Below are 26,545 nucleotides of genomic sequence, written 5' to 3'. Positions count from 1 at the left end.
GGTGTTCCCATGACCTGGTACGACGCTCCTTCGCACGCCGCCGGCGCCGCGCTCGCCGAACGCCTCGTGCAGCACGGCATGCCAGACGTCGACATCCGCTCGACCGGCGTCCGGGTACGGGCCACCGAAGAAGCCCAGCTCGCAGCCGCGGAGCTCGGCCTGACCGCGAACCCGGCCGGTGACCAGACCCTCGACGTCGTGATCGAGGCCGCAGATCCGGCCGCGGTGCAGCCCTTCTGGGACACCGTTCTCGGCCCGGACCTCCTACGCCGGGACCCGAAGTTCGCCGTACGGCGCCTCGCGGAGCCGCGACCGTTGCGGAACCGCATCCACGTCGATGTGGTCCGGCCGGCGGCGGCAGTGGACGAGGCGCGCGCGGTGACGGGGCGGGAGCCGTCCGGGGCGTACGGCGTGATGCTGCCCGACGACGAGGGGAATGAGGTCGACCTGGTGCCGGGGGACCCGCTGCCGGGGACGACCGACTGGCTCGCGCTGTTCGGCGCGATGACGTTCTACCCGACCTCCGCACCGGCGCACCTGGCGACCAAGGTGGCCGAGCTGGCCGATGCCGCGGGCGTTCCGCTGATGATCGACGTACGGGCGGAAGGCGTCGTGATCGACAGCGGGAAGGACCGGTGGGAGGACGCGGACGGCGCGGACCCGAAGTTCGTCGCGCTGGCCACGCGGATCGAGGACGCGGCGAAGGAGCTCGGGCTGCGAGCGGACCCCGCGCCGTTGCGGTTCGTGCAGTTCGGGATCGACGCGCTCGACGTACCGGCGGTTCGGGCGTTCTGGGTGGCGCTGCTGGGCTACGCGGAGGACGAACGACCGCATCTCTCGGACATCTACGACCCGCGGCGCTTGAACCCGGTGCTGTTCTTCCAGCAGTTGGAGGAGCCCCGGCAGCAGCGAAACCGGATCCGCTTCGAGCTCGCCCTACCGGAGGACGCGGTGGCGCAACGGGTGCGGACGGCGTTGTCGACGGGTGGGCGGGTGTTGTCCGAGAAGCCTTACCTGGTGGCGGATCCGGAGGGCAACGAGGTCCTCATCGGAACGTGAAAGACCTGCCCCTCCACCTGAAAGGGCAGGTCTTCGAATCGACTCCTTTGCGGCTCAGCCCATTCGCCGATGCGCCTTGACCAGATCGAACTCATGGACGATGGCGGTTGCGTGCCCGTGCGCGAGTGCGTACTCGCCGGCTAGCCATCTCACTCTGTCGTCGAAGCGCAGGAACGACGGTCCGTCGTTCATCAGCTGGAACCACTCGGTCATTGCGCGTCCGGTGCATCTGGGCACGGCCTCCACCAAACGCTGATGCGTCTCCTCGGAGTGGTTCAAGCCCATCTTCGCCTCCCGTTATCGGGGTACCGCGTAGTTATCGACTGTGCACCACGTGGCCGCCCGGAGGCAAGACTCCCGACATGAAAGTCCCCGCTCAGCGGACGCACAAGTCGATGACCTACTGGCCCACGGGCACGCTGTCCGTGGGTTCCTCGACACGGTCGACCTCGGCCTTGGGGTGCCGGCGCCGGTGCCGCAGTTCGGCCCAGCGGCCTCGCGGGCCGCGTTCGCGCCCGGCGACCTCGGTGGCGGCGACCTCGGTGCCGGCCTGGCGGGCAGCCAGGACGGCGGCCTCGGCGATCGGCAGGATCGCCTCGCCGCGGAACTGCTCCGGGTGCACGAACGACTCGGTCCCGACGCCCATTGCTGCCGCCACGGACGGCAGCAGCGCGGCCGACGCGGCGGCGTACCCGGTGGCCGACGGGTGGAAGTTGTCCCGGCCCCACATCGACGGGTTGGTGCGGAACACCTCGCCGAGCAGCGAGCCGAGTGACACGGAGCGGCCGCCTGCTTCGACGACTGCGATGGTCTGAGCGGCGGCCAGCCGGTGGCTCCAGGACCGGGCGACCCACCGCAACGGCGGCTGGATCGTCCGGATCACGCCCAGGTCGGGGCAGGTCCCCACCACCACTTCACAGTTCGCGGCGCGCAACCGGCGTACGGCGGTGGACAGCAAGCGGACCGACGTCGACGGGGGCATTTTCGCCTTCACGTCGTTCGCGCCGATCAGGATCACCGCGACATGCGGTCCGGCCTGCAGTGCGGCGTCCACCTGCGCGGCGAGGTCGGTCGACTTCGCCCCGGTCTTGGAGACGTCGACCAGCCGGACCGGTCGCTCGGCCAGTTCCGCGAGCCCGGAGGCGAGCAGCACCCCGGGAGTCTCGTCCGGCGAGTCGGTGCCGTACCCCGCGGCACTCGAGTCGCCGAGCATGGCGAACGTGATCGGATGTCCTGGATACCGGCCGTACAGACCGTTGCCCGGAGTCGGGTAGTAACGCATCGGGCCGATCACACGCTTCGCGTACTCGGCCTCAGCGGTCAGTACGCCGTACAACGTGGCACCGATGAGTCCGAGTCCCCCGCCCCCGAAGGCTGCGGCCTGGGCCAGCTTCTTGGCTGCCCTGGCTCTACTCACAAGTACAAGGATTACACGCAGTTACGCCGGCGCAAGTGAAAATAGGGGAACGACGCGCATATCACTAGAGTAAAGATCGTGCGCTACGCAGAATCACTCCTGGACCTGGTCGGCAACACCCCACTGGTGCGGCTGACGAAAACGACAGACGGCGCCAAGCCCCTCGTGCTCGCCAAGGTCGAGTACTTCAACCCGGGCGGCTCGGTGAAGGACCGGATCGCGGTCCGGATGATCGAGGCCGCCGAGGCCTCCGGCGAGCTCAAGCCCGGCGGCACGATCGTCGAGCCGACCTCCGGGAACACCGGCGTCGGCCTGGCGATGGTCGCCCAGCAGAAGGGCTACAAGTGCGTCTTCGTCTGCCCGGACAAGGTCAGCGAGGACAAGCGCAACGTCCTCAAGGCGTACGGCGCCGACGTCGTGGTCTGCCCGACCGCGGTCGCCCCTGAGCACCCGGACTCGTACTACAACGTCTCCGACCGGCTCGTCCGCGAGATCGAGGGCGCCTGGAAGCCGAACCAGTACGCGAACCAGAACAACCCGCGATCGCACTACGAGACCACCGGCCCGGAGCTCTGGGAGCAGACCGACGGCAAGATCACGCACTTCGTCGCGGGCGTCGGCACCGGCGGCACGATCAGCGGCACCGGGAAGTACCTGAAGGAGGTCTCCGGCGGCAAGGTGCAGATCATCGGCGCCGACCCGGAGGGTTCGGTGTACTCCGGCGGCACCGGCCGGCCGTACCTGGTCGAGGGCGTCGGCGAGGACTTCTGGCCGGAGACGTACGACCGCGACATCTGCGACCGCGTCATCGAGGTGTCCGACGCGGACTCGTTCGCGCTCACCCGGCGGCTCGCCCGTGAGGAGGCCATGCTGGTCGGCGGCTCGGCCGGAATGGCAGCCGCGGCGGCCATCAAGCTCGCGAAGGAGCTCGACGACCCCGACGCCGTCATCGTGGTCCTGCTGCCGGACGGCGGCCGCGGCTACCTGACCAAGGTGTTCAACGACGACTGGCTGGCGCAGTACGGCTTTCTCGCGCACACCAAGCAGGGCACCACGCTCGGTGACGTGCTGGCCGGCAAGGACGGCAGCCTGCCGCCGCTGGTGCACACCCACCCGCACGAGACGATCGCCGAGGCGGTCGCGATCCTCCGTGAGTACGGCGTCTCGCAGATGCCCGTCGTCCGTGCGGAGCCGCCGGTGATGGCGGCCGAGGTGGCCGGCGCGGTGTCGGAGCGGACGCTGATGGACGCCCTGTACTCCGGCAAGGCGCGGCTGGCCGACATGGTCGAGCAGCACATGGACGCGGCGCTCCCGTCCCTGGGCGCCGGCGAACCGGTCACGAAGGCGGTCGAGCTGCTCGAAGGTAGGGACGCCCTGATGGTTCTGGACGACGGAAAGCCGGTGGGCGTGCTGACCCGGCAGGACCTACTGGTCCATCTGTCGGCCGACTGACCTCAACGGTCCACAACTGACGGAATGATGGCGATCAGCGCCGTGATCACGATGCCGATCACGATGGCCGCCGCTCCGGCGATCTGAAGGATTTCCATGTCTCAAGAGTCCTTCAACTGACGGCCTGAGACATCGGCCTCCGGATCGGTCTTCCGTTCATCCCAAGGTCGTACACCGGGCCACCCGGCCTCCTACTTGAGGAGTCCGGGTTGTCCCCTAATGGACCACCGCGAAGTCGGCCGGATCGAGGCGCCGCGTCCGGCGCCAGTAGGCGAAGGTCCACTCCGGCCAGATGGTGGAGTTGCGCCCGGAGCTGTCCAGGTACCAGCTGGTGCAGCCCGACGCCCAGACCGTCTCGCCGAGTTCGCCCTGGACCTCGCCGACGAACTGTTCCTGGGCCTCCTCGCGGACCTCGACGTACGTCGCGTTGCGGCGGCGGAGCAGGTGCAGGGCCTGCATCACGTACCGGACCTGGGCCTCGATCATGAACACCATCGAGGAGTGGCCGAGGAGCGTGTTCGGGCCGACCAGCAGGAACAGGTTCGGGTACCCGGCGACCGTGATGCCGAGGTGCGCGCCGATGCCGTTGCGCTTCCAGTGGTCGGCGAGGCCGACGCTGTCCTTGCCGAGGATCGGCATCCGGGTCAGGTTCGCGGAGACGTCGAACCCGGTGCCGAGCACGATCGTGTCGCAGGCCCGTTCGGTGCCGTCGGCGGTGACCACGCCGGTCGGGGTGACCCGCGTGATCGGGGTGGTGACGAGGTCGACGTTCGGCCGGGCGAGCGCGGGGTAGTAGTCGTTCGAGATCAGGATCCGCTTGCAGCCGATCTGGTAGTCCGGCGTCAGCTTCGCCCGCAGCTCCGGGTCGGTGACCTGCTTGTGCAGGTGCCGTTTCGCCTGGATTTCCAGGCCTTTCATCAACTTCGGGTTTCCCGCGAACCCGGCGCCGCGACCCTCGAGCCCCCAGTAGATGGCGTTCCGGATCGCCCGCTGGCCGGCCGGGAACCGTTCGTGCAGCTTGCGTTCCCAGCCGCCGATCGCGCGGTCCGGCTTCCCGGTGATCCACGGTGGCGTCCGCTGGTACACGTCGAGTTGCGCGACCTGCGGCGCGATCTCGGGCACGAACTGGATCGCCGACGCGCCGGTCCCGATCACCGCGACGTTCCGGCCGCGCAGGTCCGCGGAGTGATCCCAGACGGCCGAGTGGAACGTCGTACCCGCGAAGGAGTCGAGGCCCGGGAGGTCCGGGCGCTTCGGCCGGTGCAGGCTGCCGACGCCGGTCACCAGGGCCTGCGTCTCGAGCGTCTCGTCGCCGTTCACCGTGACGGTCCAGCGGCCGGTCGCCTCGTCGAAGACGGCTTCGGTGACCTCGGCGCCGTACCGGATCTTGCCGGCGATGCCGTACTTGTCCGCGCAGTGCCGCAGATACGCGAGGATCTCGTCCCAGGGCGCGAACATCCGCGTCCAGCGCGGGTTCTGCTCGAACGAGAACGAGTACAGGTACGACGGGATGTCGCAGGCGCAGCCGGGATACGTGTTGTCCCGCCAGGTGCCGCCGAGGTCGTCCGCCTTCTCGAGGATGACGAAGTCCTCACACCCGGCCTGCCGCAGCTTGATTCCCATGCACAGCCCGGCGAACCCGGACCCGACGATGACGACCTCAGCCATACCGCCTGAGGTTACCGGCGGGTCACTGAAGCCGGTAGAGGGTCTCGCCGGCGTTCGGTACGACGAAGGTCTCCGGATCGGCCTCGTACGCGGCCAGGTCGACCGACGCGGGATCGAGATAGCCGAGGCTGGCCCGGCGCACGACGTCCTCCGGGATGCCGGTGGCGAGCGTGACCCGGACGCGGAGGTGCTCGCCCTTGGCCGGGTCCCAGGTGCCCGCGCCGCGCAGGTGCGTGGAGTGCGCGAGGACGCCCCAGTGCAGGTCGCGGAACTTGTCCCACTGGCCGACGAAGTAGTCGCGGCAGTGGTAGCCGATCTCCTCGATCTCGGGGTGCATCGCGGCCAGTTGGGTGACGTGCGGCGCGTACAGGATGACCTCGCCGCCGTCCGCGACGATCGGCTCGACCTTGTAGAAGCCCTTGGCCGCGGTCCAGATGTCGGCGTACTTCGGCGGCATCACCGAGATCACCCGCCGGACCGGATGCTCCAGGTAGCGGACGTGGGTCTGCGCGGAGATCTCGGCGGCGGCGCGCCACGACTCGGTGGTGTCGCCGAAGGCGATCGCGTGCAGGGCGTCCGTCCCCGACTGCGCGACGACGGACAGAGCGAGCTTCTCGGCCGGGATCAGCGCGGCGGCCTCGTCGATCAGCGCGCGGACCGGGGTGATGCCCGGCGTACCGATGATGTTCGCGCTGGTGATCAGGGCGCCGAGCCAGTGCGAGAAGTCGATGACCTCCTGCCCCGCGACACCCGGGAAGAAGTACTTGTTGCCGCCGGAGAAGCCGACCACCTCGTGCGGGAACACCGGCCCGACGACCAGGGCCACGTCGTGCTCGACGACGGCCCGGTTGAGGCGGACCGGGACCTCGTCGCGGAGCATCTCGTCCGAGATCTCCCCGACCCGGTCGGGACCGATGGTGCCGAGGTCCGCGAACGTCTCGGGTTTCCACCACTCGTGGTTGATCACGTTCGGGTAGTCGCCGCCGAGGTGCTCGCGGAGCTGCTCCGGCGTCATCTCCGCATGCGTGCCCAGGGCAACCAGGATCGTGACCTGGCTGTCCTTCAGGGCCTCGGTGACCGCCTTCAGGAGCAAGGGAAGCGGGCAGCTGCGGGTCGCGTCCGGGACGATCACGCAGACGCTGCGGCCCTCCAGGCCCGCGCCGGCCAGGACACCGCCGACGAACGCCGTCACCTCGTCCTCGGTCAGGACCTGACCCACACCACCGATCACCGCCACATCAGTCACACCTCGAACACTACCGACGTACGGCGGGTGCGCACAGATCGTCTCGGGGCGTGATCGGGTGAAAGCCCTTGGTGGACAGCCGAATCGTGTCAGGACGCGGTAATCGACCGGGCGTTGACCGCGGGCGGGGTGCGATGGACGATCGGTGAATCGCCTGGGGGAGTGAGCAAGGGGGAGATCCACCATGTCCGAGACCACCGAACAGCTGCGCCCATCGGGCTTCGGGGGCGTGCTGCTGCGCGACACCGATCCGGCGTACGACGACGCACGCACGGTCTTCAACGGGATGATCGACAAGCGGCCCGCGATGATCGCGCAGTGCGAATCGGTGGGCGACGTCCAGGCGGCGGTGCGGTACGGGACCGGCCAGGGGCTGGAGATCGCGGTCCGCGGCGGCGGTCACGGGGTGGCCGGGACCGCGGTCACCGACGGCGGCCTGGTGGTCGACCTGCGCCGGATGAACAGCGTTCAGGTCGATCCGTTCGCCAGGATCGCGCGGGTCGGCGGGGGCGCGACCTGGGGCGATCTCGATCGGGCCTGCCAGAAGTACCTGCTGGCGACGACCGGCGGGCGGGCGTCGACGACGGGCGTCGCCGGCCTGACGCTCGGCGGCGGGTCGGGCTGGCTGGAACGGAAGTACGGTCTCGCATGTGACGCGCTGATCTCGGTCGAGCTCGTCACCGCCGACGGACGGCTGCTGATCGCGGACGAGACGAAGAACACCGAGCTGTTCTGGGCGCTGCACGGCGGCGGCGGGAACTTCGGGGTCGCGACGTCGCTGACCTTCCACCTCCAGCAGTTGCCCACGACAACGTTGGCCTTACTGATGTGGCCGGCGTCGGCCGGTCCCACGGTGCTGCGCGCGTACCGGGACCTGTTCGAGGCGGGCGCGCCCGAGGAGCTCGGCGGCGGAGTGATCTACCTGACCGGACCGCCGGAGGAGTTCGTGCCTCCGCATCTGCAAGGACAGCTGATCGTCGGCGCCGCGGCGGTGTACGCCGGGAGCGAGGCGGAGCTGCGGGACGTGTTCGCGCCGCTGTACGCACTGGAGCCCGAGGCCGAGTTGGTCGCCGAGATGCCGTACGCCGACATTCAATCGGCGCTCGACGATCCGCCGGGGTTCCGCAACTACTGGTCCGGGGAACACCTGGCGTCGTTCCCCGACCCCGCGGTCGAGGCGTTCGCCAGCCGGTCGACGGACATGATCTCGCCGTCACCGTCGCAACAGGCGATCCTGCCGTGGGGCGGCGCCGTACAGCGTGGCGCGGACAAGTGGCCGCAGCCGCATCGCCAGGCGGCCTGGGTCGTGCACCCGTTCGGCCTGTGGTCCGACCCGGCCGACGACGCGCGCGGGATCAGGTGGGCCCGCGACGTGTGCTGGGACCTCGCCGAATGGGCGACCGGCTACGTCTACCTGAACTTCATCGGCAACGAGGGCCAGAACCGCGTGATCGCGGGCTTCGGCGAGGAGAACTACAAGCGACTGGCCCGGGTGAAGTGCCAGTACGACCCCGAGAATGTCTTCCACCTGAACCAGAACATCGAACCCGGCTGGCCCTGCTAGTCAGGCGTCGGGGCCTCGGCGACAGGATCGCTGCCGCCGAGGTCCAGGCGGAACGGCGGATAGACATCGGTCATCAAGGCGGAGTACCCGGAAACCCTCAGGGCCCAGCGGTTCAGCCCGAGGACCAGGTCGAAGAGCGAGCGCGGATAGGTGCCGGTGAAGAGGAGAGCGATGGCCGCGAAGACGACGAGCACGCCGACCAGGCCGCCGGCGACACTCCACGCCCAGTCGTCGGAACCGTTCGCGGCCCACGATCCACCACCGACGAAGATGCCGACGATGATGTAGTGCGGGATCGCCAACAGCCACCATTTCACCAGGACCAGGCCACGGGACAGGCGCTCGGGATAGTCGACGGTCAGCCGCGCCGGGTAGCTCTCGACCTCGGCGAGCGTGAACGGCGGGTACTGGTCGGTGGCGAGTGCACCGTAGGCGTAGTAGTTCACGCGCCACGACCACCGCAGCACGCCGACGTTGAAGTCGAAGAGGGCGCGCGGATAGCGCTCGGTGAAGAGGATCGCGAAGAACGCGATCACCGAGACGACCAGGAAGCCGATCCACAGGAACAGCAGAACGACCCAGTGCGGGATCGCCAGGATCCACTTCACCAGCCACAACCACCTGGAAGTCCCCGGATCCAGCGCAGCGTTCACATGCACCGGATACCCAACAGATCCTGCCATGACGACCCCCGGTCAGTCAGAGATGTTCTTCACCATCCTCGGTGGGACCCACCCTGTCAACGACCGCCCGGCGGGTCGCGCGGGACCATTGGGTCGCGGTGATGGCGGCGTACGCGACGGCGCTGAGGGGGACTGCCCAGAAACGGAAGAAGGGGAGTTGGCCGGCGAGGGCGGTTGCGGTGAAGACGATGGCGTAGGTCGCGACGGCGGCGACCGTGCCGCGGCGGCGTGAGTCCAGGGCGGTGCTCGGGAGCGGGCCCATGTGCCGGTCGAGCAGGGTGCCGAACGCGCTCAGGCCGACGAGGGTGGTGACGATGAACAGGATCGCCCCGGGGAGGTCGCCGAACACGATCGCCACCACGTTCAGGAACGTGACGACCGCGAACGCGACACCCATGTCCAGCGCCCCGAACATCAGGTGTGAGCGGCGCCGGCGCTTCAGGTCGTCACCGGTCCGGAGCGGGCCGGGATCGCCGGTGAGGCGTCGTACGGTCAGGATCAGGCCGGTCGCGATCAGGATCAGCAGCAGTACGCCGACAACGGACAGGATCACCGAGCGGGTGGTCGACATGTACTGACGGACCTCGTCGCCGGACACGCAGCTCGCCGACGGCGGGAACCAGCTGGTGCGTGGGTGCGCGTTGTCCACGCCGACCTTGCGCGCGCAGTCCTCGCTCGGGTCGTACCAGTTCGGCATCGACAGCGTGACGACCGTCGTCCACACCAGCCCGCCGATCAACCCCAACCCCAGCAGGGATCCCGCGCGCTGCCTCACCCAGTCCACGGCCCTACCCTCTCATCCGTGGACTCCTATCTTGCCCAGCTCCGCCGCGACGTCGGTTCCCGCCTGCTGTTGCTGCCCGGTGCGCAGGTCCTCGCGATCGACGCGGACGAACGCATCCTGTTCCAGAGGAGTCGCGACTCCGGTCGGTGGGAGCTCCCCGCGGGCGGAGCGGAACCGGGGGACAGCTTCCGTCGTACGGCGGCCCGCGAGTTCTCCGAGGAGACAGGGCTGATCGTCGCGGAGGACGACCTGATCCCGTTCGCCAGCCTGTCCCGCGCCGACGTCCACACGCTGACGTACCCGAACGGCGACGTCGTCCAGTGCTTCGCCCTCTGCTTCGAAGCCCGCCGCTGGACCGGCACACTGCACCCAGCCGAGGACGAGGTCCTGGAGGCCGCCTTCTTCCCCACACCTCCGACCCCGCTACATCCTCCGACCGAGCTCGTCCTGCGTCTGCACGCCACCTACCGGCAGACGGGACTGTTCCAGGCCTGGTAGGAAAATGCGAGGCGACCTCCCCGGTGCGGATGGGATATTTCGGGGATGGAAACACCAGAGGCCGTGACCGGAGCCGAGCTCGCCGACGGGCTGCGGGAGCTTGGGCTGGGGCGGGGGTCCGAGGTGATCGTGCATTCCTCGCTGAGTTCGTTCGGGTACGTCGACGGCGGTGCGGAGGCGGTCTGCTCGGCGCTGACCGAGGTGTGCGGGACCGTGCTGATGCCGGCCGGTACCTGGGATCTCACCGGAATCCCGGCGCCGCCCGGACTGGTGCGCCCGCACAACGCCTACTGGAACGCGGACAGCTGGGCGGACTTCGACACTCGGTTGTCGCAGGCAACCAGTTTCCGCGCCGGGCTCCCGATCGACCGGTGGCTCGGAACGATTCCGGAAACGTTCCGCCTGACCTGCTCGCCGTTCCGGACCGAGCATCCGCTGTTTTCCTACCAGGCCGCCGGCCCGGCCGCCGAACGCCTCCTCGAGGCCCAGCGCCCCGACTGGCCGCTCGGCCCGATCGAGGCCCTCGACGGCGACGTCCTGCTGCTCGGCGTCACCCACACCTCGAACACCACGATCCACCTCGCCGAGCAGCACCTCGGCCGGTCGCGCTTCTACCGCTACGCGAGATCCGCCGACGGCCTGTGGACCGAGCTCCCCAACGTCCCCGGCGCAAGCCACCACTTCGACGCCATCGAGCCCGTACTGCGCTCTGCGACCAAGGAAATCCAGATCGGAAACGCGCGCATCCGCCGCATCCCCAAGCAGGCAGTACTCGCAGCGACCCGTCAGCTGATCGAAGCCGACCCCGCCGCCCTCCTCTGCACCACCGACCCCGCCTGCCGCTGCGCCGCGGCCTTGCAACAGCGGTTGGCTGCCCTCGCCGAGTAGGGCATGCTCGGCCGGGTGACCCACGTCAGAAACGCTGATGTACTGGCCGACGTCGACGATCCGGCCTGGACCGTGCTGCAGGACGCCCTCGCACAGGCGGCCCGCCCCGCCACCGTCCTACCCGTCGATCCGGCGGCAGGGCGAGACGTCCTCTTTCGGCTGCAGGTCACGGCGCGGTCGATGCTCGGTGCGCTCGCGGTGAACTGCGGCGGTCTGGTGATCGACGAAGGTTGGCTGCGCATTCTCGGCGGCGGTGGCTCCGGTCTGCCCGATCTAGCGACCGCGAACGACCTCGTCGACCCGGAGCAGGCCGCCGCGCCACCGCCGTACCTGATCGTCGCCTACGACGTCCTCGGCGGTCGGTTCGCCGTCGACGGCGGCGGGCTGGGCGTCCAGCCCGGTCAGGTCTGCTACTGGGCGCCGGACACCCTCGAGTGGGACGGCCTCGGCGTCGGGCACACCGACTTCGTCCTCTGGTCGCTCACCGACGGCCCGACGCAGTTCTACGCCGGCCTCCGCTGGCCGACCTGGCTCGACGAGACGCGCCGAACCCCTCTGTCGGAAGGGATCGCTGTCTACCCGCCGTTGTTCTCGGCTGAGGCGTATCCGCTCGAGAACACCTCGCGCAAGGCCGTTCCGTTCGAGGAGCTCCTCAGTCTGGGATGACGTCGATGAGGACCTTGCCCACGACGGCGTCCTCGACCGCGGCGTGCGCGTCCGCGGCCCGGTCCAGTGGGTAGTGGTGCAGCGGGAGGCCGGCGTCGGGGCCGATGCGGATCGCGCCGGACTCGACCGCGGCCGCGACGTCGGCCAGTCCGCGCGGGCGCCAGGACTCCGGGGCCGTGTACAGCAGGACGAACTGCCAACGGGCGTTCGGCACCATCGATGCGCGCACCGGGAGTTCGGTCGTCGCGCCGCCGTCGGTCGCGTACACCGACACCGAGCCGTTCGGCGCGATCACCGCGGCATCGATCGCCGCGTTCGCCGCCGGCGACACCTCGACGATCGTGTGCACGCCGTGCGGCGCGATCGCGCGGACCTCCGCGACCACGTCCTGCTGCTTGTAGTCGATGACGTGGTCGGCGCCCGCCAGCGCGGCCAGCCGGCCCTTCTCCGGACTGCTCACGGTGGTGATCACGGTCGCGTCGGACCACCGGGCCAGCTGGATCGCCGCGTTGCCGACCGCTCCGGCGCCGCCGGCCACCAGCACGGTGCGGCCGGCGAGCTTGCCTGGACCGAGGCGATCAGGGCCGTCCTCGGTCACGGTCAAGCAGCGATGAGCGGTCAGGAACGGTACGCCGAGCGCGGCGCCGAGATCGTACGACGCGTCGTCGGGCAGCGGCACCACATGGCGGGCCGGGACCACGGCGTACTCCTGCGCCGTACCTCCCGAAGGCCGTTGGTACGCGGCCTCCCAGAGCCAGACCCGGCGACCGGCGAGGGCTGCGTCCACGCCCTGACCGACGGCGTCGACGAGACCGGATCCGTCCTGGTTGGGTACCTGCGCCGGGTGCACTGGTGTACCGGCCTCGCTGCCGCGGCGTGACTTCCAGTCGGTCGGATTGACGCCCGACCGGTGGATCCGCACCCGCACCTCCCCGGGACCGACCTCGGTCAGCGGCCTGTCCACGAGGGTCAGGACGTCGGGCTCACCGGTCACGGAGTACTGGATGGCGCGCACCCCATCGACGCTACCTCAGTTGCCCTGCCGTCGCCTGTCCGATTCGTTCAAGACCGGCGCCGGCCCGGTTGCCTACCGTCGTGGGACAGCCGTTGACGGGAGAATCAAGATGCGGATCGGGATCGGGTTGCCGGCGGCGGTGCCGGGAGTGGACCCGCGATCGGTGGGCGAGTGGGCCGCCGAGGCCGAGCGGAACGGGTTCGCCGCGGTGGGAGTGATCGACCGGCTGGTCTACGACAATCTCGAGCCGCTGACCGCACTCGCGGCCGCAGCGGCCCGGACGTCGACCGTCGAGTTGATGACGACCGTGCTCAACGTCGGCTGGCGCAACAACGCCGTCCTGCTGGCCAAGCAGCTCGCGTCGGTGGACCTGCTGTCGGGCGGCAGGTTGACGGCCGGTCTCGGGCTGGGCGGTTGGCAGGACGACTTCGCCGCGAGCGGCGCAGCCGGCGAGGGTCTGGGCGCCTTGTGGGACGCCACACTGGACACCTGGCGGCGTGCGTGGTCCGGCGAGCTGATCGGCGCCGGCGGTCCGATGAACCAGCTTCCCGCTGATCGGCCGACACTCCTGTTCGGCGGTCTGGCCAACGCGGCGCACCGGCGGGCGGCAAGAGTTGGGCAGGGCTGGGTGGCACCGCTGTTCGGCACGCACACGCTCGCTCAGGGTGCGGACGCCGTACGACGAGCCTGGCAGCAGGCCGGCCGCGAGGGGCAACCGCGGATCGCGACCGGGCGGTACTTCGCGCTCGGGCCGGACGCGGATGCCGTCGCCGACGAGTACATCCGCCACTACTACGGCGACGCGTACTTCGACCACGCGCGGGCCGACACGTTGACGACGCCGGACCAGCTGACGACGCATCTGAGCGGACTACGGGCGGCCGGCGCCACCGACGTCATCCTCTACCCGGCCGCCGCGAACCTGGTCCAGGTCGAGTTGCTCGCCGACGCACTCGGCAGCGTCAGCGGGTGAGGATCTCCGTGCCGCGACGGCTTGCGCACCGACGTACGCAAGCCGTCACGATCCTCCGTGAGTTTTCGGGACTAGGACCGGAAGAACTCCAGGAGATCGGCGTTGACCACGTCGGCGTGCGTCGTGGGCAGGCCGTGCGGGAGGTCCTTGTAGGTCTTGAGGACCCCGTTCTTGAGCAGTGCGGCCGACTTCGGGCCGGAATCGGCGTACGGCACGATCTGGTCGTCCTCGCTGTGCACGACCAGGACCGGGATGGTGATCGTCCGCAGGTCCTCGGTGAAGTCGGTCTGGGAGAACGCGACGATGCCGTCGTAGTGGGCCTTCGCGCCGCCCATCATGCCCTGCCGCCACCAGTTCGCGATGACCGCTTCGCTGGGTACGGCGCCCGGGCGGTTGAAGCCGTAGAACGGGCCTTCCGGGAGTGCGCGGTAGAAGGCCGACCGGTTCGCCGCGAGCTGCGCCTGGAGGTCGTCGAAGACCGCCTTCGGCAGGCCCTCCGGGTTCGCGTCGGTCTGCACCATCAGCGGCGGGACGGCGCAGAGCAGCGCGGCTTTCGCGGCCCGGTCCTCGCCGTGCCGAGCGAGGTAGTGAGTGACCTCGCCGCCGCCGGTCGAGTGCCCGACGTGGATGCAGTCGCGCAGGTCGAGATGGTCGACGACCGCCTTCAGATCGTCCGCGTAGTGGTCCATGTCGTGTCCGTCGCCGGTCTGCGTCGAGCGGCCGTGTCCACGGCGGTCGTGCGCGACGACGCGGTACCCCTTCGACAGGAAGAACAGCAGCTGATTGTCCCAGTCGTCGGCCGACAGCGGCCATCCGTGGCTGAAGACGATCGGCTGGCCCGTACCCCAGTCCTTGTAGAAGATCTCCGTACCGTCGCTGGTCGTGATCGTTCCCACGTCAACCCCCTTGTGCAATGGGCTCGGCCCAGTCGCCGCCCCCACGCCAAACTAGTCGCGGGCCACGGCCCGAACCACGCCCTGGACATGAATTTCTGTAGCGGACAGAACCTGGCCGCTATGGCGTTTAGAGTCGCGGTATGACGACAAACGAGCAGAGCTTGACCGGTGAGCGGGCCGACATCCTGGAGTTCCTCGGCAAGCACCGGGGGTTCCTGCGGCACACCGCTCAGGGGCTGACCGACGAGCAGGCCTCGACCCGCAGCACCATCAGTGAGCTGACCGTCGGCGGGCTGATCAAGCACGTGAGCGCGACCGAGCAGCATTGGGCCGAGTTCGCGCAGGGTCAGGGCGGGTCCACACCGACCGAGTTCACCCCGGAGATGATGGCGGCCTGGCAGGACCAGTTCCGCCTCGTCGAGGGCGAGACCCTCGCCGACGTTCTCGCGGCTTACGAGAAGGTCGCCGCCGCCACCGACGACCTCGTCCGCACCCTCGACCTGGACGCCAGCTACGAGCTTCCGTCCGCGCCATGGCAGCCGCCGGGTGTGTTCTGGACCGTCCGCCGGGTCTTCCTGCACATCACTGCCGAGACCGCCCAGCACGCCGGCCACGCGGACATCATCCGGGAAGCGATCGACGGCCAGAAAACCATGGGCTGAGCCAACAAATCGAGCGCCAGGACTCCTTCGGGAGTCCTGGCGCTCTGCTGTGCCCGGAAAGTGCGCCGGAAACGCAACTTTCCGCGGGGTTTCCGCATCGAGGCAGATAAGGGGAAGCAAACCTCGGTGAGTTGACCGCCTCCATTGGGCTGACCGACGTCCGGGGAGGGACAACTTCATGCGATTCAGGAGGAGTGCGGCCGTTGCGGCCGTAGGGATCGCTGTTCTGGTGCTGGGGGCGGGAACGGCAACCGGAAACACTCGTGCACCGGGCGAAGCGCCCGGGATCCAGATCGTCCCAGCACCGGACGATCCGGCCGAGTCCCAGTTCGTGCCGGGCGCGAGCAACGTCGTACCGCCGACGGCCGCGCCGGCGACGGACATCGGTACGGACACGAACAAGATCCAAATACTCGCGGCGCCGTTCTACGCGTGCCCGGGGTTCAGCGGGATCGAGAAGACCAACCCGTTGGTGAACCTGTACGCCGACAAGTTTGCCTGGGGCCCGTATGCGGCGTACAAGGTCGGAAGCGGCGGCGGCAACATCAACTGGGCGTTGAATCCGTACAAGAACGCCAGCTGGTACATGTGGTTCCACTCACTGCGGTGGCTCGGGCAAGGGATCGTTGCTGCAGGCAAAGGTGACCTGGCTGCACTGACGCGGGTGAACACGATCGCGTACGACTGGTACCGCGACAATCCGTACTCGTGGAAGGCGAACGTCGGCGCGTGGGAGTCCACCATGCACCGCACCAACGTGCTGAACTGCCTGCGCCAGGCGATCCTGGCCGGGCTCCACGTGAGCACCGTGCCGGCCCGCTACGCCTGGGTGGACGCGGCGCTGCTGAGTCATGCGAGATTCCTGACCTACAACTGGAGTGGTGCGTGGAACCATGGAACCGACGAGAGTATCGCGCTGTTCGGTGTCGGCTGTGTGCTCGGCCGGACCGACTACAAGAACCTCGCGCAGCAACGATTCGCGGCCGGGATCACGACTTCGATCGATGCCGAGGGTGGGACCAACGAACAGTCCACTGGCTACGCGGCGTTCAACTACTCGCTGTGGGGTCGCGCGATCGCGGTGATGCAGAACTGCGGCGTCAACCCCGGTACGACGATCGCCACCCGGCGCGCGTTGCTGGCCAAGTTCTTGACACTGGCAACGAACTCGCTCGGCAGACTCCACCAGATCGGTGACACCGAGGTACAGGCGACGTACCCGTGGACAGGGACGCCGTTGCAGTTCGCGGGTTCGAAGGGTACGGCGGGCACGATGCCGCTGTGGCGGGTCGGGGTGTACTCGGCCGGTTACGTGTTCGGTCGCACGGGGTGGGGAAGCGATCCCGCCAGGGGCTTCGCGGGCGAGTCGACGTACAGCATCAGGTACGGTCCGGGGCGGGCGTTCCACGGGCATCTCGACCACACCGGCATCACGTACACGGCACGTGGGCGGGACATTCTGGTCGACGGCGGATACGCGGCGTACAACGCCGGTGCCTATCGCACCTGGTCCGTCGGTCCGAGCGCGCACAGTGTGATGACGACGCCGATGTCGACGTACCTGAATCCGGTGACGCGGCTGACTGCGTATTCGGTGAAGGCGAACGCGGAATCGTACGTGTTCGCGGATGCGCCGGGGAGCGGGATCAGCCGGGTTCGCTCGGTCCTGGTGCTGAAGGATCCGGATCTGCTGGTGGTGTGGGACCGTGCGTCGGCGAAGACCGCGCAGGCGTTCCAGACGTTGTGGCACCTGCCGCCGGATCAGCGGGCGAGCGTGTACTCGCGGACGACCGCCGTGGCGATGGCGGCGGGCGACACGTCCAAGACGATCCTGTTCCAGGTGCCGTTCAAACAGGCGCTGCCGGCCGGCGCTCTTCTCGTCAAACAGGCGCAGACCAACCCGATCCAGGGCTGGCACTACCCGAGCAGCTACGTCCGGAAGTCCGCGCCGACGCTGATGATGGCTCGCTCCGGCACAACAGCGTCGATCCTGTCGTTCATCGTACCGGTCCGATCCAGCGGGTCGGTCACCTACACCGTGCGTCAGGTCGGTACGACGTTCATCGTAAACCTCAACGTCGGCGGTCAGCGCGCCGGCATCGCCATCTCCGCAGGCGGCTCGCTCTACCGCGCCGGATGAACCGTGGGGGCGTCTCCCGCGGTGGAGGCGCCCCTCGCTCGGAGTTGGTCGAAGGCCGTTGGCGGGCCGGCCTCGAGACGGTCGCGGATCTGCGCAGCGCATTCGGCCGGGGTATGCCGGTCCGACTCGACCTCCACGTCGTACACGCCGTGCTCGTGGACGATCGGAAACTGTACCGCCGCCCTGCCGATCGTGCGGTTGCCGCGGTCGCGTTCGCGCCGCTCGAGTTCGGGCAGCGCGCAACGGACGCCGACGAACAGGACCGGCAACCCGTCGAACACCGTGAGGCAGTCCGTCAGCCGCCACTGCTCGCCGAGGATGTGATCCACCACCACGTCGTTCCCCGCCGACGCCATCCCGGCGACGGCCCGGTGGAATCCGAGCACCGTCCGCTGGAACACGGACAGGAAGGCCTCGTCCGGCATCTCCCGCCGGGCGCGGATCCGATGGAACTGGTCGATCGCCAGATGGAACCAGGTGCCGTCCAGCGAGCCGAGCAGCTCGGCCGCGATACTCGACTTCCCGGAACTCGACGTACCGTTGAGGAAAATCAGCCTGCCGGGGCGGCCGAGGTTCGTTTCGGGAGTCAGCTCATGGCTCGCGGTGATCGACACCGGCCCATCATCGCTGATGGCTTCTTCCCCGGTGCGGCCAGGACTACAGCTACAAACTCACGCCGGCGAAGGCGCTCATCGACACCGGCAAGGTGGTCACCGAGATCCGGTCCAGTCTCGTTGGCGAGAGGCGACGCCATCGTCACCTCAACCACCTTCGGCCCACCCCTCGACCCAGTAATCCTCAATCAAGGCGAACAAGCCACCGGCTGGCTGGTCCTCGACGTCTCCACCCGCCACGGCCAACTAACCCTCCACGACGCCAACAACCACCAACTAGGAACCTGGAAGTACTGAAACGGTGCTTCACGCCAGCGGTGGAACGTCGCCTTCGCGGAGGGAACGGAGGTGGGTTCTGATGCGGTCGGTCAGCTCGTTGCGTCGATCACGGTGTTCGTTCCACTGCTCCAGCAAATCCACCAGATCCGTTCCGCGACCGGGGCCCCAGAGGTCAGGTACGTCGGACAGGACCTCCAGGACACGTTGCGCCGACGCGTACGCGGTGTGTGTCTTGTCCATCTGGTCCACAGCCCAACGGATTTGCTCCCAGTACCCGCGCCAAGGGAGTTCGTCGTACGGCGTGGTGATAGTGCGTACCGGGTGTCCGAGCTCAGCGAGCACCGCGTCGAACATCTGTCGTGCCTCGGTGGACTGCCGGCGGGTGAGCCCTGCCAGCTCACGCAGCAATGGAGAGTCGTATCCCTCAACCAACCAGAGAGCCGCGAGCATAGGCAGCTCCGCGTCGGGAATCGTTTGACCGCGGCTTGCCTGTTCAGGAGTCACAAACGCGATCCTGGCACAGCGGAAAGCGGTTGGGGCGAACTGTCGCCCGGTCTGACCTAGGCTGTCGAGGTGGAGAGTGTTGGCGGCAAGTTGGTGAGGGATCGGATTCCGGAGATCATCCGGGCGGGCGGCGGCGATCCGGTCACGTATCAGGCCGAGCCCGACGAGTTCCGTAGGCGGTTGCGCGACAAGCTTCGCGAGGAGGTCGACGAGTTTCTCGAGGCCGATGACGCGACCGTGGTCGAGGAACTCGCCGACATCCTTGAGGTCGTCTACGCTCTCGCAGCCGACCTGGGAACCACCACAGATGCGCTGGAAACAACCCGGGCAGCGAAGGCCGCCGCCCGCGGAGCATTCACCGACAGAACCATCTGGACGGGCATCGCCTGACCCGCCTACTCGGCGAAAATGCCAGGCGGTGGGGGTACGCAAGGTGTCAGGATGCGGGCATGGTTGTGCGCGCGTTGAGCTTCGGGTCAGTGGCAGAAGCCTACGAACGGTTCCGCCCCGGGTATCCGGTGGAGCTCCTCGAATTGGTGACGGCGTACGCCGGTACGCCGCTTCGGACCGCCCTGGAAATCGGCGCCGGGACCGGCAAGGCGACCCGTCTGTTCGCGCAGGGAGGTATCGCGATTACGGCAACAGATCCTGACGCGGCCATGCTCGCGGAAGCGCGCAAACACCTGCCGGCCGATGTCACCACCGTGCAGTCCGCCTTCGAGGACCTCCCGCTGGATAGGTCGTACGACCTGGTGTATTCGGCCGCCGCCCTCCACTGGACCAACCCCGACGGCCGATGGGAGCGCATGGCGGCGCTCGTCCGACCGGGTGGCGTGTTCACCTCCTTCGGCGTACCGATCCAACTGGCGGACCCTGCCCTCAAAGAGGCAGTCCGCGCGGCGCGTACGCCGTACCTGGTCGACGACGGCGTCCCGTCACCCGACGGCACCCCCGAGGACCGCCCGATGCAATGGCCCGGCACGGAACTCCAGCAGACCGAGTGGTTCACCGACGTCCAGCAGGCAGTCATCGAACGCCGCCTCACGATGAGCGCCCACAACTACATCGGACAGCTGTCGACAGTCTCGGCGTACCTGATGCTCCCACCCGCAGACCGCGACGAGGTCTTCCGCCGAACTCTCGAAACCCTCCCCGAAACCGTGGAGGTCGACGCCCAGATCCACATCCACCTGGCCCGCCGCCACTGAACCCGGTTCAGCCGTAGGCGGTGAGGAACCGGTCCCGAAAGGTATCCATCGGCCAGACCGGTGCGCCGGCGTCCGGCCGCAGCCCGTCCGTCCAGCCCCAGTCGGCTACCCGATCCGTCACGGCCGGGTCGGCGGCGATGATGCTCACCGGTACGTCGTGGCTCGAGCCGTTGCCTGACACGATGCTGGCCGGCTGGTGGTCGCCGAGGACGACGAGCACCAGGTCGCGGTCGTGGCGCTGCTGTACGAAAGAGCTCACGGTGTCGAGCGAGTACGCGATGGACTGTGCGTAGGCGGCCTTCACACGGTCCGGTTGCCGCCATACGTCCTCCGGCGAGTCGCCCTCGGCCGGCATCGGGTCGAAGACCGAGCCGTCACCCACTCGGCTCCAGTCGACGAGCCGGGGGAGCGGTGCCCAGGGCGTGTGGCTGGAAACCAGGTCGACCTCGGCCATGACGGGAGCGCGGTTCGGCTTTTCCAGCTCCAGCCGCTGGAGCGCGGCCAGGGTGTACTGGTCAGGCATCGAGGCATAGCTGAACGCCGGCCCGACGTACCCCACGTTCCGGCGGTCGTAGACCGCGTCGTAGTGGTAGTACGTCTTCGCCACCGGCCAGTCCCTGTCGTTGGACGGTACGTCGGCGACTGTCCGCCAGCCGGCGCGGCCGAACGCGCCGGTGAGAGTGAGCCGGTCAAGGGTGACGAGGTAGTCGTACCGCTGCTGGTTGTCCACCCACAGCCCGGACTGCAGGGTCGAGTGCGCCAGCCAACTGATGCCGCCGAAGGTCGGCGAGGTGAGGAAGCCGCTGCGCGAGGAGAAGCCGGCCTGCTGGAGCCGCCGGTCCCCGGCCTCGAGCGCCGCCCCGACGACTGGAGAGTCGAGTGCTGTGCGTCCATAACTCTCGACGAAGACCAGGAGGACGTCCTTGCCCCTCAGACCGGTCAGCAAATCGTTGCCCGGGGTGTCGCGGAAGGGATCGTGCTCGAGCGCTCGTACGAACTCTTGCTGGTCGCGGAGGTCGTCACGGACCTGCGTGGCGAGCCGAGCCGCGGAGGTCGAGGCGAGCTGTTGTATGGGCCAGGCGCCGGTCAGCGTGGGGACGATCGAGATCACAGCCAGGACCGCAACGATCCGGATCGTCGGCTGCCGGTGTCTCGCCACGAGCCGGCTCACCCGCACGGCCGACAGTGGCAGGAGGGCGAGCAGGGCGACACAGAGGACGCCTGCTCCGATGAAGACGGCGAGGGCTCCGGCACGGCCGATCGAGTCGCCGAGCAGGGCCAGCGCGGAGTCCGCGTACGCCGCGTCGTACACCGGGTGGAAGGGGCGGTCGAGGGCGAAGTAGAAACCTCTGTCGAGCAGCCGCAGAATCATCAGCACCCCGGCGAGGAGACCGGTGATCAGCGCGAGGATCCGCGCCGGTCTCGGCGGCAGCACCCATACGAGAACGACGAAGACCAGGCCCTCGAGCGGGATCCGGAGGAACGTGGCCGGTGACAGGTCGCCGGTGTGGTCCGGCACGAGGAGCGCAGCCCAGACCAGGAGCACCGCTAGCGCCGAGGTCACGGTGGCACGAGTTCCCCGCGGGCTTCCGGCGAGGCGCCAGAGGCCCCAGGTGTGACGGCCGAACGACTCGGCCAGCAGTCCCAGGGCGATTAGCAACACCACCGTGGTCACGGCATCGGGCAGGATGCGGGCAGCCGCGACGGTCAGGGTGATGCCCACGATCGCGGCGACGACCTTGGCCCAGTAACGGGGCGGGAGTGAGCCGCGCAGCCACGGCACCGCCCAGCCGGCGGCCACGAACACGTAGCGGGCTGCGCCGAAGGCGATCACCCACCAGCCCATCGTGGGTGCGACGTACACGCTCAGGACCAGAACGAGGAACGAGTCGACCTCCATGTCGAAGCGTGCCCCGAACGCCGATGCGGTGCCGGTACGCCGAGCGATCCGGCCGTCCACGCCGTCGAGGATCAGCGCGATCGTCGAGAGCGTCACGAAAATCGCCACCGGTGTCCGGCCGCCGAACGAGTCCGCCGTGAGCGCTGCGACCCCGCAGGCGAGGATCGCCCGAGCCAGCGTCACTCTGTCCGCGGGCCCCAGCCCGTCACGACGGTGATGCGCCAGAGAGCGGGCGGTCAGCGCGGAAAGACCGGCTCCGCAGGCACCGCCGGTCGCCCAGCCGGCGACGTCGAGGCCAGTGGTCGCCGCGAGGATCCCGAGCAGCACGAGCAGGCAAGCGAAGCCGGCGAGCGGGCCGATCAGGCTGCGCACTCGACGCTGAACCAGACGCACGATGCCTCCGTATCTGCGGGTACGACGGTCACACGAGAACAGCCTCGCACCGGTTCATCCGGACCCCACTACGAGATCGGAACTGCCATCAAACGAAGCATCTGGAACTGGGCGCGCGTGGCGGGCGGCGGCGCGATCCTCGCCGTTCTCGTGTGGCGCGTGGGTACGGGGCCAGTGGTGGACGGGCTTCGACTGACGACCGGCTGGCCGCTCGCCGCCGCGCTTGCCATCACGTCGCTGACCACGTTGTGCTGCGCATGGCGGTGGAGGCTCGTCGCCGGCGGGCTTGGCGTCGAGATGCCGCTGAGGACCGCGGTGGCTGCGTACTACCGGTCCCAGTTCCTCAACGCCACGCTGCCCGGCGGGGTGATGGGCGACGTACATCGCGCCGTGCGCCACGGGCACGAGGTCGGCGACCTGGGCCGGAGCCTGCGGTCCGTCGCGTGGGAGCGGACGTCCGGATTTGCGGTTCAGATCGTGCTGACGGTGGGCGTGCTGCTCATGCTGTCCTGGCCCGCCGGCGCCTTCGTTCCCCCGGTCGCTCTGACGGTCGTGGTCGTCTCCGGTGTGGCACTGGTTGCAGTACTCCTCTGTCTGAACCGACGTCGCGCCTCCTCGCGGATCGGACGCGCCTTCACCAGCGATCTCCGCGACGCGGTCCTCGCGCGGCGCGCCTGGCCTGGCATCGTGCTCGCATCGACCGTCGCCGTGCTCGGCCATGCCGCGGTGTTCCTGATCGCAGCGCGAGCGACCGGAGCGGACGTGTCGCCGGCTCGGCTCCTGCCCCTGGCACTGGTCGTGCTGACGGCCTCGGCGGTGCCGACGAACATCGCAGGCTGGGGTCCGCGCGAGGGCGCGGCCGCCTGGGCGTTCAGTTCGGCCGGGCTGGGCGCGACGCTGGGCCTCACGGTCGCGGTGGTGTACGGCGTACTCGCACTGGCCGCAACCCTGCCCGGAGCCGTCGTCCTCCTGGCAAGCAAACGAAGACGGCCCCCACCAACCGGTGAGGGCCGCCCTCAGGAACGTCAGGCAGGAAACGGTACGCCGGTATTGCTGTGACAGCGGTACCCGTTCGGGTTCTTGTGGAGGTACTGCTGGTGGTAGGCCTCCGCGTAGTAGAACGTGGTGGCGGGGGCAATCTCGGTGGTGATGTCGTCGTAGCCGAGGGGCTTGATGACGGGGGCGTAGAGGTCTCGGGTGCGTTCGGCCTCGGCGCGCTGGGCGTCGGTGGTGTAGTAGATCGCCGAGCGGTACTGCGAACCGAGGTCGTTGCCCTGGCGCATGCCCTGCGTCGGGTCGTGCGTCTCCCAGAAGACCTTCAGCAGGTCGGTGAAGGTGGTCTTGGTCGGGTCGTACACGACCCGGACGGCCTCCGCGTGACCGGTGCGCCCGGTGCAGACCTCCTCGTACGAGGGGTTCGGGCTGTAACCGCCCGCGTACCCGACGGCCGTGGTGTACACGCCCGGCTGCTGCCAGAAGATCTCCTCGGTGCCCCAGAAACATCCGGTGCCGAACCAGACCTCCTCGAAGCCCTCGGGCGCGGCAGCGGTCTGCGGCGTGTGCAGGACGATGTTCTCGTCCGGTACGGCGAAGCCTGGGGTGGGCCGGCCGGGTAGCGCGGCCGCCGGCTCGACCATGGCGGTGTTGCGGCTGAAGAACGACATTCTCACGCCTCTCGCAGTGTGACTCTCATAGTCTCCCAACGCCCCCGGCCAGACGAACCTTCCCGGCACCCCTTACGGCACGATGACGTGCCGACCCCGGACCTGCACCACTCACAAACCGCCCGCAGGGGACGGTCGGACGCGACGGCTGAGCGTGAACCGGCTCGCCAGCGCGAGCTTGATGAGTGGTGGAGGTCCGCCTAGGCGATCATCACGCCAGCCCGCCGGGTAGGAGCGCCGGTGGTCAGGGAGGCGTACGACGCCGCCAGCCGCTCGACCCCGTCGCGCAGCGCCTCGGGCTCGAGGGTGAACGGGAGGCGGATGAAGGATTCGAGGCCGCCGTCGGGGGAGAAGCGGGACCCGGCGACCAGGAGCGCGCCGTTGCGCTGGGAGACGCCGACGAGGCTGGAACCGACCGGTTCGGGGAGCTCGCACCACAGCGACAACCCACCCGACGGCATCCGGAACTTCCACGAAGGCAGCTCGGCGGACACCGCGGCGGCCAGAGCGTCCCGCCGCTCCGCCAGCGACGCCCGGCGCTCCGGCAGCAGCGTGGAGCGGCGCCGCAGAAGGTCCGCGACCACCAACTGCTCCAGCACCGGCGCACCGAGGTCCATCGACGCCCGCGCGTCGAGGATCCGCGCGACCAGCGCCTCGGGCACCCGCATCCACCCGATCCGCAACCCGCCCCAGAACGACTTGCTCACCGACCCGACCGTGATCACACCGTCCGGGTCGTACGACGCGAACGGCGGCGGCATCTCCTGCCCGTCCAGCGACAGCTCGAACAGCGTCTCGTCCACGATCGCCGTCGTCCGCGACCGCGCGAACGCCCGCGCCAGCCGCTGCCGATCCGCCGCGGACATCAGGAAACCGGTCGGGTTCTGGAAGTCCACCACCATCCACGCCGCCCGCGGCGCCGTCTGCCGAATCGTTGCCTCCAGCAAGGGCAGGTCCCAGCCGCCGGGTGACATCGGTACGGCGACCACCCGGCACCCGCTGCGCCGGATCGCGTCCACCGAGTTCGGGTGCGTCGGGCTCTCGGTGAGGACCCGGTCGCCGATCTGCGTGATCGCCCGGACCGCGATGGACGTCGCGGCGAGCGCCCCGGCGGTGACGATGATCTGGTCCGCGGTCGTCGGCAACCCACGGTCGTTGTACGCCGCCGCGATCTCGGAACGCAGTACGGGCAGCCCCTGCGGGTGGTACCCCGGTGTCGCCAGATGGAGCGGCAACTCGAGCGCCGCCGACGCCACCGCCGTACTGATCCCGGCGACCGCGGCCGGCGCCGCGCAGGTGAAGTCGTACAGCCCGTCGGTGTCGATCCCCGGCGCGTGGTGCCGCCCGAGCTCCGGCTCGACCTTCGACGGCAGCGCCGTGACGCTGCCCGAACCACGCCGGCTCGTCAGGTACCCGCTGTCCCGCAGCTCCCGATAGGCAGACGCGACCGTCGTACGGCTGACCCCCAGCGCCTCCGTCAACTCACGCTCGCTCGGCAGCCGCGAGCCGGGCATGATCCGCCCGTCCGCGATCAGCAGCCGGAGCCGCTCGGCCAGGATCCGGTACGCCGGACCGGTCCCGTCGGCCCACTCGCCGAGCAGGCCGCTTAACGTGCTGGCAGGAAGATAACGGGCTCGCATGCAGTCCACTATCGCGCAACTGGCTATCGAATACCAGGCCACTTACGCCGGACACTGGATCTCGTGACCGCCACCTCCGATGCCCCGCCACGTCAGCTCGCGCCGCTCAACCCGATCCAGCAGCTGAAGGCAGGCCACCTCCCGCGCCGCCTGGTGCAGCTGTACGTCGGCCTGACGCTGTACGGCGCCTCGATGGGCCTGATGATCCAGGGCAACCTCGGCCTCGACCCGTGGGACGTGTTCCACTCCGGCATCACCAAGCACCTCCCGCTCAGCTTCGGGACCGTGGTGATCGCGATGAGCTTCGTCGTACTGCTCGCCTGGATCCCGCTGCGCCAGTGGCCCGGTCTCGGCACGATCAGCAACGCGATCGTCATCGGCCTGGTCACCGACCTGACCTTGGCCACGGTCGATCGCCCGGACGCGCTCTGGCTGCGGATCGTGTTCATGCTGTCCGGTGTCGTTCTCAACGCGCTGGCCGGCGCCCTCTACATCGGCGCCCAGTTCGGCCCCGGTCCCCGCGACGGCCTGATGACCGGCCTGGTACGCCGTACCGGTCTGAGTGTCCGTCTCGTCCGGACATCGCTCGAGCTGACCGTCCTCGCCACGGGCTTCCTGCTCGGCGGCTCGATCGGCGTCGGCACGGTCGTCTACGCCCTCTCGATCGGCCCGCTCGTCCACATCCTGCTGCCGATCTTCACCGTCCGCCTGAAGCGCGAATGAAAGACGGGT

27 protein-coding genes are annotated in these 26,545 nt (G+C 68.9%); 14 read left to right on the top strand and 13 right to left on the bottom strand.

Going from position 1 to position 26,545, the window contains the following annotated elements:
• Nucleotides 1–9 precede the first annotated feature (9 nt).
• Nucleotides 10–1,059: a VOC family protein gene (locus tag E0H50_RS07160; protein WP_131285791.1), complete on the top strand. Its 1,050-nt coding sequence runs from the start codon at nucleotides 10–12 to the stop codon at nucleotides 1,057–1,059.
• A gap of 54 nt (nucleotides 1,060–1,113) precedes the next feature.
• Here E0H50_RS07160 and E0H50_RS07155 read toward each other — a convergent pair whose 3' ends face one another.
• Together E0H50_RS07155 and E0H50_RS07150 are read right to left on the bottom strand one after the other, a co-directional pair.
• The gene (locus E0H50_RS07155; RefSeq protein ID WP_130384213.1) at nucleotides 1,114–1,344 is read right to left on the bottom strand and encodes a DUF4287 domain-containing protein; all 231 of its coding nucleotides are present in this window, start codon (nucleotides 1,342–1,344) and stop codon (nucleotides 1,114–1,116) included.
• A 115-nt stretch (nucleotides 1,345–1,459) separates the two neighbouring features.
• Nucleotides 1,460–2,476, bottom strand: coding sequence for an SGNH/GDSL hydrolase family protein (locus E0H50_RS07150; RefSeq protein WP_131285790.1), 1,017 nt, complete (start codon nucleotides 2,474–2,476; stop codon nucleotides 1,460–1,462).
• A 78-nt stretch (nucleotides 2,477–2,554) separates the two neighbouring features.
• On the opposite strand from E0H50_RS07150, the gene E0H50_RS07145 reads away from it, so the two are divergent.
• Nucleotides 2,555–3,928 carry a cystathionine beta-synthase gene (locus E0H50_RS07145; RefSeq protein WP_131285789.1) on the top strand — a complete coding sequence of 458 codons (1,374 nt, stop codon included), beginning with the start codon at nucleotides 2,555–2,557 and terminating at the stop codon, nucleotides 3,926–3,928.
• A gap of 216 nt (nucleotides 3,929–4,144) precedes the next feature.
• On the opposite strand, the gene E0H50_RS07140 is transcribed toward E0H50_RS07145, so the two are convergent.
• Entirely contained in the window at nucleotides 4,145–5,596 is a 1,452-nt protein-coding gene (locus tag E0H50_RS07140; protein WP_131285788.1) for a flavin-containing monooxygenase, read from the bottom strand.
• A 22-nt stretch (nucleotides 5,597–5,618) separates the two neighbouring features.
• Nucleotides 5,619–6,842 (bottom strand): lactate racemase domain-containing protein, encoded by a 1,224-nt coding sequence (locus E0H50_RS07135; RefSeq protein WP_238150822.1) that lies wholly within the window; start codon nucleotides 6,840–6,842, stop codon nucleotides 5,619–5,621.
• Between the two features lie 184 nt (nucleotides 6,843–7,026).
• Here E0H50_RS07135 and E0H50_RS07130 point away from each other — a divergent pair, with 184 nt between their 5' ends.
• Nucleotides 7,027–8,406 carry an FAD-binding oxidoreductase gene (locus E0H50_RS07130; protein ID WP_131285786.1) on the top strand — a complete coding sequence of 460 codons (1,380 nt, stop codon included), beginning with the start codon at nucleotides 7,027–7,029 and terminating at the stop codon, nucleotides 8,404–8,406.
• On the opposite strand, the gene E0H50_RS07125 is transcribed toward E0H50_RS07130, so the two are convergent.
• Complete coding sequence (locus tag E0H50_RS07125; RefSeq protein WP_131285785.1) at nucleotides 8,403–9,089, bottom strand: DUF4389 domain-containing protein; 687 nt, start codon at nucleotides 9,087–9,089, stop codon at nucleotides 8,403–8,405. The two genes, E0H50_RS07130 and E0H50_RS07125, sit on opposite strands and share 4 nt — an antisense overlap.
• A 16-nt stretch (nucleotides 9,090–9,105) precedes the next feature.
• Nucleotides 9,106–9,873, bottom strand: coding sequence for a hypothetical protein (locus E0H50_RS07120; protein WP_165546995.1), 768 nt, complete (start codon nucleotides 9,871–9,873; stop codon nucleotides 9,106–9,108).
• A gap of 18 nt (nucleotides 9,874–9,891) precedes the next feature.
• On the opposite strand from E0H50_RS07120, the gene E0H50_RS07115 reads away from it, so the two are divergent.
• The 3 genes from E0H50_RS07115 to E0H50_RS07105 are packed head-to-tail and all read left to right on the top strand — an operon-like array spanning nucleotide 9,892 to nucleotide 11,925.
• Nucleotides 9,892–10,371, top strand: a complete 480-nt coding sequence (locus E0H50_RS07115; protein ID WP_238150821.1) for an NUDIX domain-containing protein — start codon at nucleotides 9,892–9,894, stop codon at nucleotides 10,369–10,371.
• 45 nt (nucleotides 10,372–10,416) lie between these two features.
• On the top strand, nucleotides 10,417–11,259 hold the full coding sequence (locus tag E0H50_RS07110) for an AAC(3) family N-acetyltransferase (protein WP_131285783.1): 843 nt from the start codon (nucleotides 10,417–10,419) through the stop codon (nucleotides 11,257–11,259).
• 15 nt (nucleotides 11,260–11,274) lie between these two features.
• Nucleotides 11,275–11,925: a DUF2625 family protein gene (locus tag E0H50_RS07105; protein WP_202868037.1), complete on the top strand. Its 651-nt coding sequence runs from the start codon at nucleotides 11,275–11,277 to the stop codon at nucleotides 11,923–11,925.
• Here the strand turns inward: E0H50_RS07105 and E0H50_RS07100 are convergent.
• Entirely contained in the window at nucleotides 11,912–12,940 is a 1,029-nt protein-coding gene (locus E0H50_RS07100) for an NADPH:quinone reductase (RefSeq protein ID WP_131285781.1), read from the bottom strand. The genes E0H50_RS07105 and E0H50_RS07100 overlap by 14 nt on opposite strands.
• A 109-nt stretch (nucleotides 12,941–13,049) precedes the next feature.
• On the opposite strand from E0H50_RS07100, the gene E0H50_RS07095 reads away from it, so the two are divergent.
• Nucleotides 13,050–13,913 carry an LLM class flavin-dependent oxidoreductase gene (locus E0H50_RS07095; protein ID WP_165547021.1) on the top strand — a complete coding sequence of 288 codons (864 nt, stop codon included), beginning with the start codon at nucleotides 13,050–13,052 and terminating at the stop codon, nucleotides 13,911–13,913.
• 71 nt (nucleotides 13,914–13,984) lie between these two features.
• On the opposite strand, the gene E0H50_RS07090 is transcribed toward E0H50_RS07095, so the two are convergent.
• On the bottom strand, nucleotides 13,985–14,809 hold the full coding sequence (locus E0H50_RS07090) for an alpha/beta fold hydrolase (protein ID WP_131285779.1): 825 nt from the start codon (nucleotides 14,807–14,809) through the stop codon (nucleotides 13,985–13,987).
• 140 nt (nucleotides 14,810–14,949) lie between these two features.
• Here E0H50_RS07090 and E0H50_RS07085 point away from each other — a divergent pair, with 140 nt between their 5' ends.
• Both E0H50_RS07085 and E0H50_RS07080 read left to right on the top strand, forming a co-directional pair.
• Nucleotides 14,950–15,471: a DinB family protein gene (locus tag E0H50_RS07085; protein WP_131285778.1), complete on the top strand. Its 522-nt coding sequence runs from the start codon at nucleotides 14,950–14,952 to the stop codon at nucleotides 15,469–15,471.
• Nucleotides 15,472–15,649: 178 nt separating this feature from the next.
• On the top strand, nucleotides 15,650–17,611 hold the full coding sequence (locus tag E0H50_RS07080) for a heparinase II/III domain-containing protein (protein WP_131285777.1): 1,962 nt from the start codon (nucleotides 15,650–15,652) through the stop codon (nucleotides 17,609–17,611).
• On the opposite strand, the gene E0H50_RS07075 is transcribed toward E0H50_RS07080, so the two are convergent.
• The gene (locus E0H50_RS07075; protein WP_202868036.1) at nucleotides 17,596–18,225 is read right to left on the bottom strand and encodes a chloramphenicol phosphotransferase CPT family protein; all 630 of its coding nucleotides are present in this window, start codon (nucleotides 18,223–18,225) and stop codon (nucleotides 17,596–17,598) included. The genes E0H50_RS07080 and E0H50_RS07075 overlap by 16 nt on opposite strands.
• Before the next feature lie 120 nt (nucleotides 18,226–18,345).
• Here E0H50_RS07075 and E0H50_RS42795 point away from each other — a divergent pair, with 120 nt between their 5' ends.
• The gene (locus E0H50_RS42795) at nucleotides 18,346–18,522 is read left to right on the top strand and encodes a hypothetical protein (protein WP_165547020.1); all 177 of its coding nucleotides are present in this window, start codon (nucleotides 18,346–18,348) and stop codon (nucleotides 18,520–18,522) included.
• A gap of 9 nt (nucleotides 18,523–18,531) precedes the next feature.
• On the opposite strand, the gene E0H50_RS07070 is transcribed toward E0H50_RS42795, so the two are convergent.
• A complete protein-coding gene (locus E0H50_RS07070) occupies nucleotides 18,532–18,954 on the bottom strand; it encodes a hypothetical protein (protein ID WP_131285776.1) in 423 nt (140 codons plus the stop codon).
• Between the two features lie 123 nt (nucleotides 18,955–19,077).
• Between E0H50_RS07070 and E0H50_RS07065 the strand changes: the two genes are divergently transcribed.
• Together E0H50_RS07065 and E0H50_RS07060 are read left to right on the top strand one after the other, a co-directional pair.
• On the top strand, nucleotides 19,078–19,398 hold the full coding sequence (locus E0H50_RS07065) for a nucleoside triphosphate pyrophosphohydrolase (RefSeq protein WP_131285775.1): 321 nt from the start codon (nucleotides 19,078–19,080) through the stop codon (nucleotides 19,396–19,398).
• Nucleotides 19,399–19,487: 89 nt separating this feature from the next.
• The gene (locus E0H50_RS07060) at nucleotides 19,488–20,216 is read left to right on the top strand and encodes a class I SAM-dependent methyltransferase (protein ID WP_238150820.1); all 729 of its coding nucleotides are present in this window, start codon (nucleotides 19,488–19,490) and stop codon (nucleotides 20,214–20,216) included.
• 7 nt (nucleotides 20,217–20,223) lie between these two features.
• Here E0H50_RS07060 and E0H50_RS07055 read toward each other — a convergent pair whose 3' ends face one another.
• Complete coding sequence (locus tag E0H50_RS07055) at nucleotides 20,224–22,509, bottom strand: CDP-alcohol phosphatidyltransferase family protein (protein ID WP_238150819.1); 2,286 nt, start codon at nucleotides 22,507–22,509, stop codon at nucleotides 20,224–20,226.
• Nucleotides 22,510–22,626: 117 nt separating this feature from the next.
• Between E0H50_RS07055 and E0H50_RS07050 the strand changes: the two genes are divergently transcribed.
• The gene (locus tag E0H50_RS07050) at nucleotides 22,627–23,568 is read left to right on the top strand and encodes a lysylphosphatidylglycerol synthase transmembrane domain-containing protein (RefSeq protein WP_238150818.1); all 942 of its coding nucleotides are present in this window, start codon (nucleotides 22,627–22,629) and stop codon (nucleotides 23,566–23,568) included.
• Here the strand turns inward: E0H50_RS07050 and msrA are convergent.
• Entirely contained in the window at nucleotides 23,535–24,173 is a 639-nt protein-coding gene (msrA, locus tag E0H50_RS07045; protein ID WP_131285773.1) for a peptide-methionine (S)-S-oxide reductase MsrA, read from the bottom strand. The two genes, E0H50_RS07050 and msrA, sit on opposite strands and share 34 nt — an antisense overlap.
• A gap of 200 nt (nucleotides 24,174–24,373) precedes the next feature.
• A complete protein-coding gene (gene yczR / locus E0H50_RS07040; RefSeq protein ID WP_131285772.1) occupies nucleotides 24,374–25,813 on the bottom strand; it encodes a MocR-like transcription factor YczR in 1,440 nt (479 codons plus the stop codon).
• A 63-nt stretch (nucleotides 25,814–25,876) separates the two neighbouring features.
• On the opposite strand from yczR, the gene yczE reads away from it, so the two are divergent.
• Nucleotides 25,877–26,536, top strand: a complete 660-nt coding sequence (yczE, locus tag E0H50_RS07035) for a membrane protein YczE (protein WP_131285771.1) — start codon at nucleotides 25,877–25,879, stop codon at nucleotides 26,534–26,536.
• Nucleotides 26,537–26,545: the final 9 nt, after the last annotated feature.

The sequence above is a fragment of the Kribbella sindirgiensis genome (assembly GCF_004331435.1).
GTDB classification, from domain to species: domain Bacteria; phylum Actinomycetota; class Actinomycetes; order Propionibacteriales; family Kribbellaceae; genus Kribbella; species Kribbella sindirgiensis.
This window is presented reverse-complemented; position numbering and strand designations above follow the sequence as displayed.

Excerpts from the sequence above, each read along its gene's own strand:
- E0H50_RS07080 (WP_131285777.1), top strand. The coding sequence starts at position 15,650 with ATGCGATTCAGGAGGAGTGCGGCCGTTGCGGCCGTAGGGATCGCTGTT.
- E0H50_RS07070 (WP_131285776.1), bottom strand. The coding sequence starts at position 18,954 with ATGCTCGCGGCTCTCTGGTTGGTTGAGGGATACGACTCTCCATTGCTG.
- msrA (WP_131285773.1), bottom strand. The coding sequence starts at position 24,173 with ATGTCGTTCTTCAGCCGCAACACCGCCATGGTCGAGCCGGCGGCCGCG.
- E0H50_RS07160 (WP_131285791.1), top strand. The coding sequence starts at position 10 with ATGACCTGGTACGACGCTCCTTCGCACGCCGCCGGCGCCGCGCTCGCC.
- E0H50_RS07140 (WP_131285788.1), bottom strand. The coding sequence starts at position 5,596 with ATGGCTGAGGTCGTCATCGTCGGGTCCGGGTTCGCCGGGCTGTGCATG.
- E0H50_RS07130 (WP_131285786.1), top strand. The coding sequence starts at position 7,027 with ATGTCCGAGACCACCGAACAGCTGCGCCCATCGGGCTTCGGGGGCGTG.
- E0H50_RS07085 (WP_131285778.1), top strand. The coding sequence starts at position 14,950 with ATGACGACAAACGAGCAGAGCTTGACCGGTGAGCGGGCCGACATCCTG.
- E0H50_RS07110 (WP_131285783.1), top strand. The coding sequence starts at position 10,417 with ATGGAAACACCAGAGGCCGTGACCGGAGCCGAGCTCGCCGACGGGCTG.
- E0H50_RS07095 (WP_165547021.1), top strand. The coding sequence starts at position 13,050 with ATGCGGATCGGGATCGGGTTGCCGGCGGCGGTGCCGGGAGTGGACCCG.
- E0H50_RS07155 (WP_130384213.1), bottom strand. The coding sequence starts at position 1,344 with ATGGGCTTGAACCACTCCGAGGAGACGCATCAGCGTTTGGTGGAGGCC.
- E0H50_RS07125 (WP_131285785.1), bottom strand. The coding sequence starts at position 9,089 with ATGGCAGGATCTGTTGGGTATCCGGTGCATGTGAACGCTGCGCTGGAT.
- yczR (WP_131285772.1), bottom strand. The coding sequence starts at position 25,813 with ATGCGAGCCCGTTATCTTCCTGCCAGCACGTTAAGCGGCCTGCTCGGC.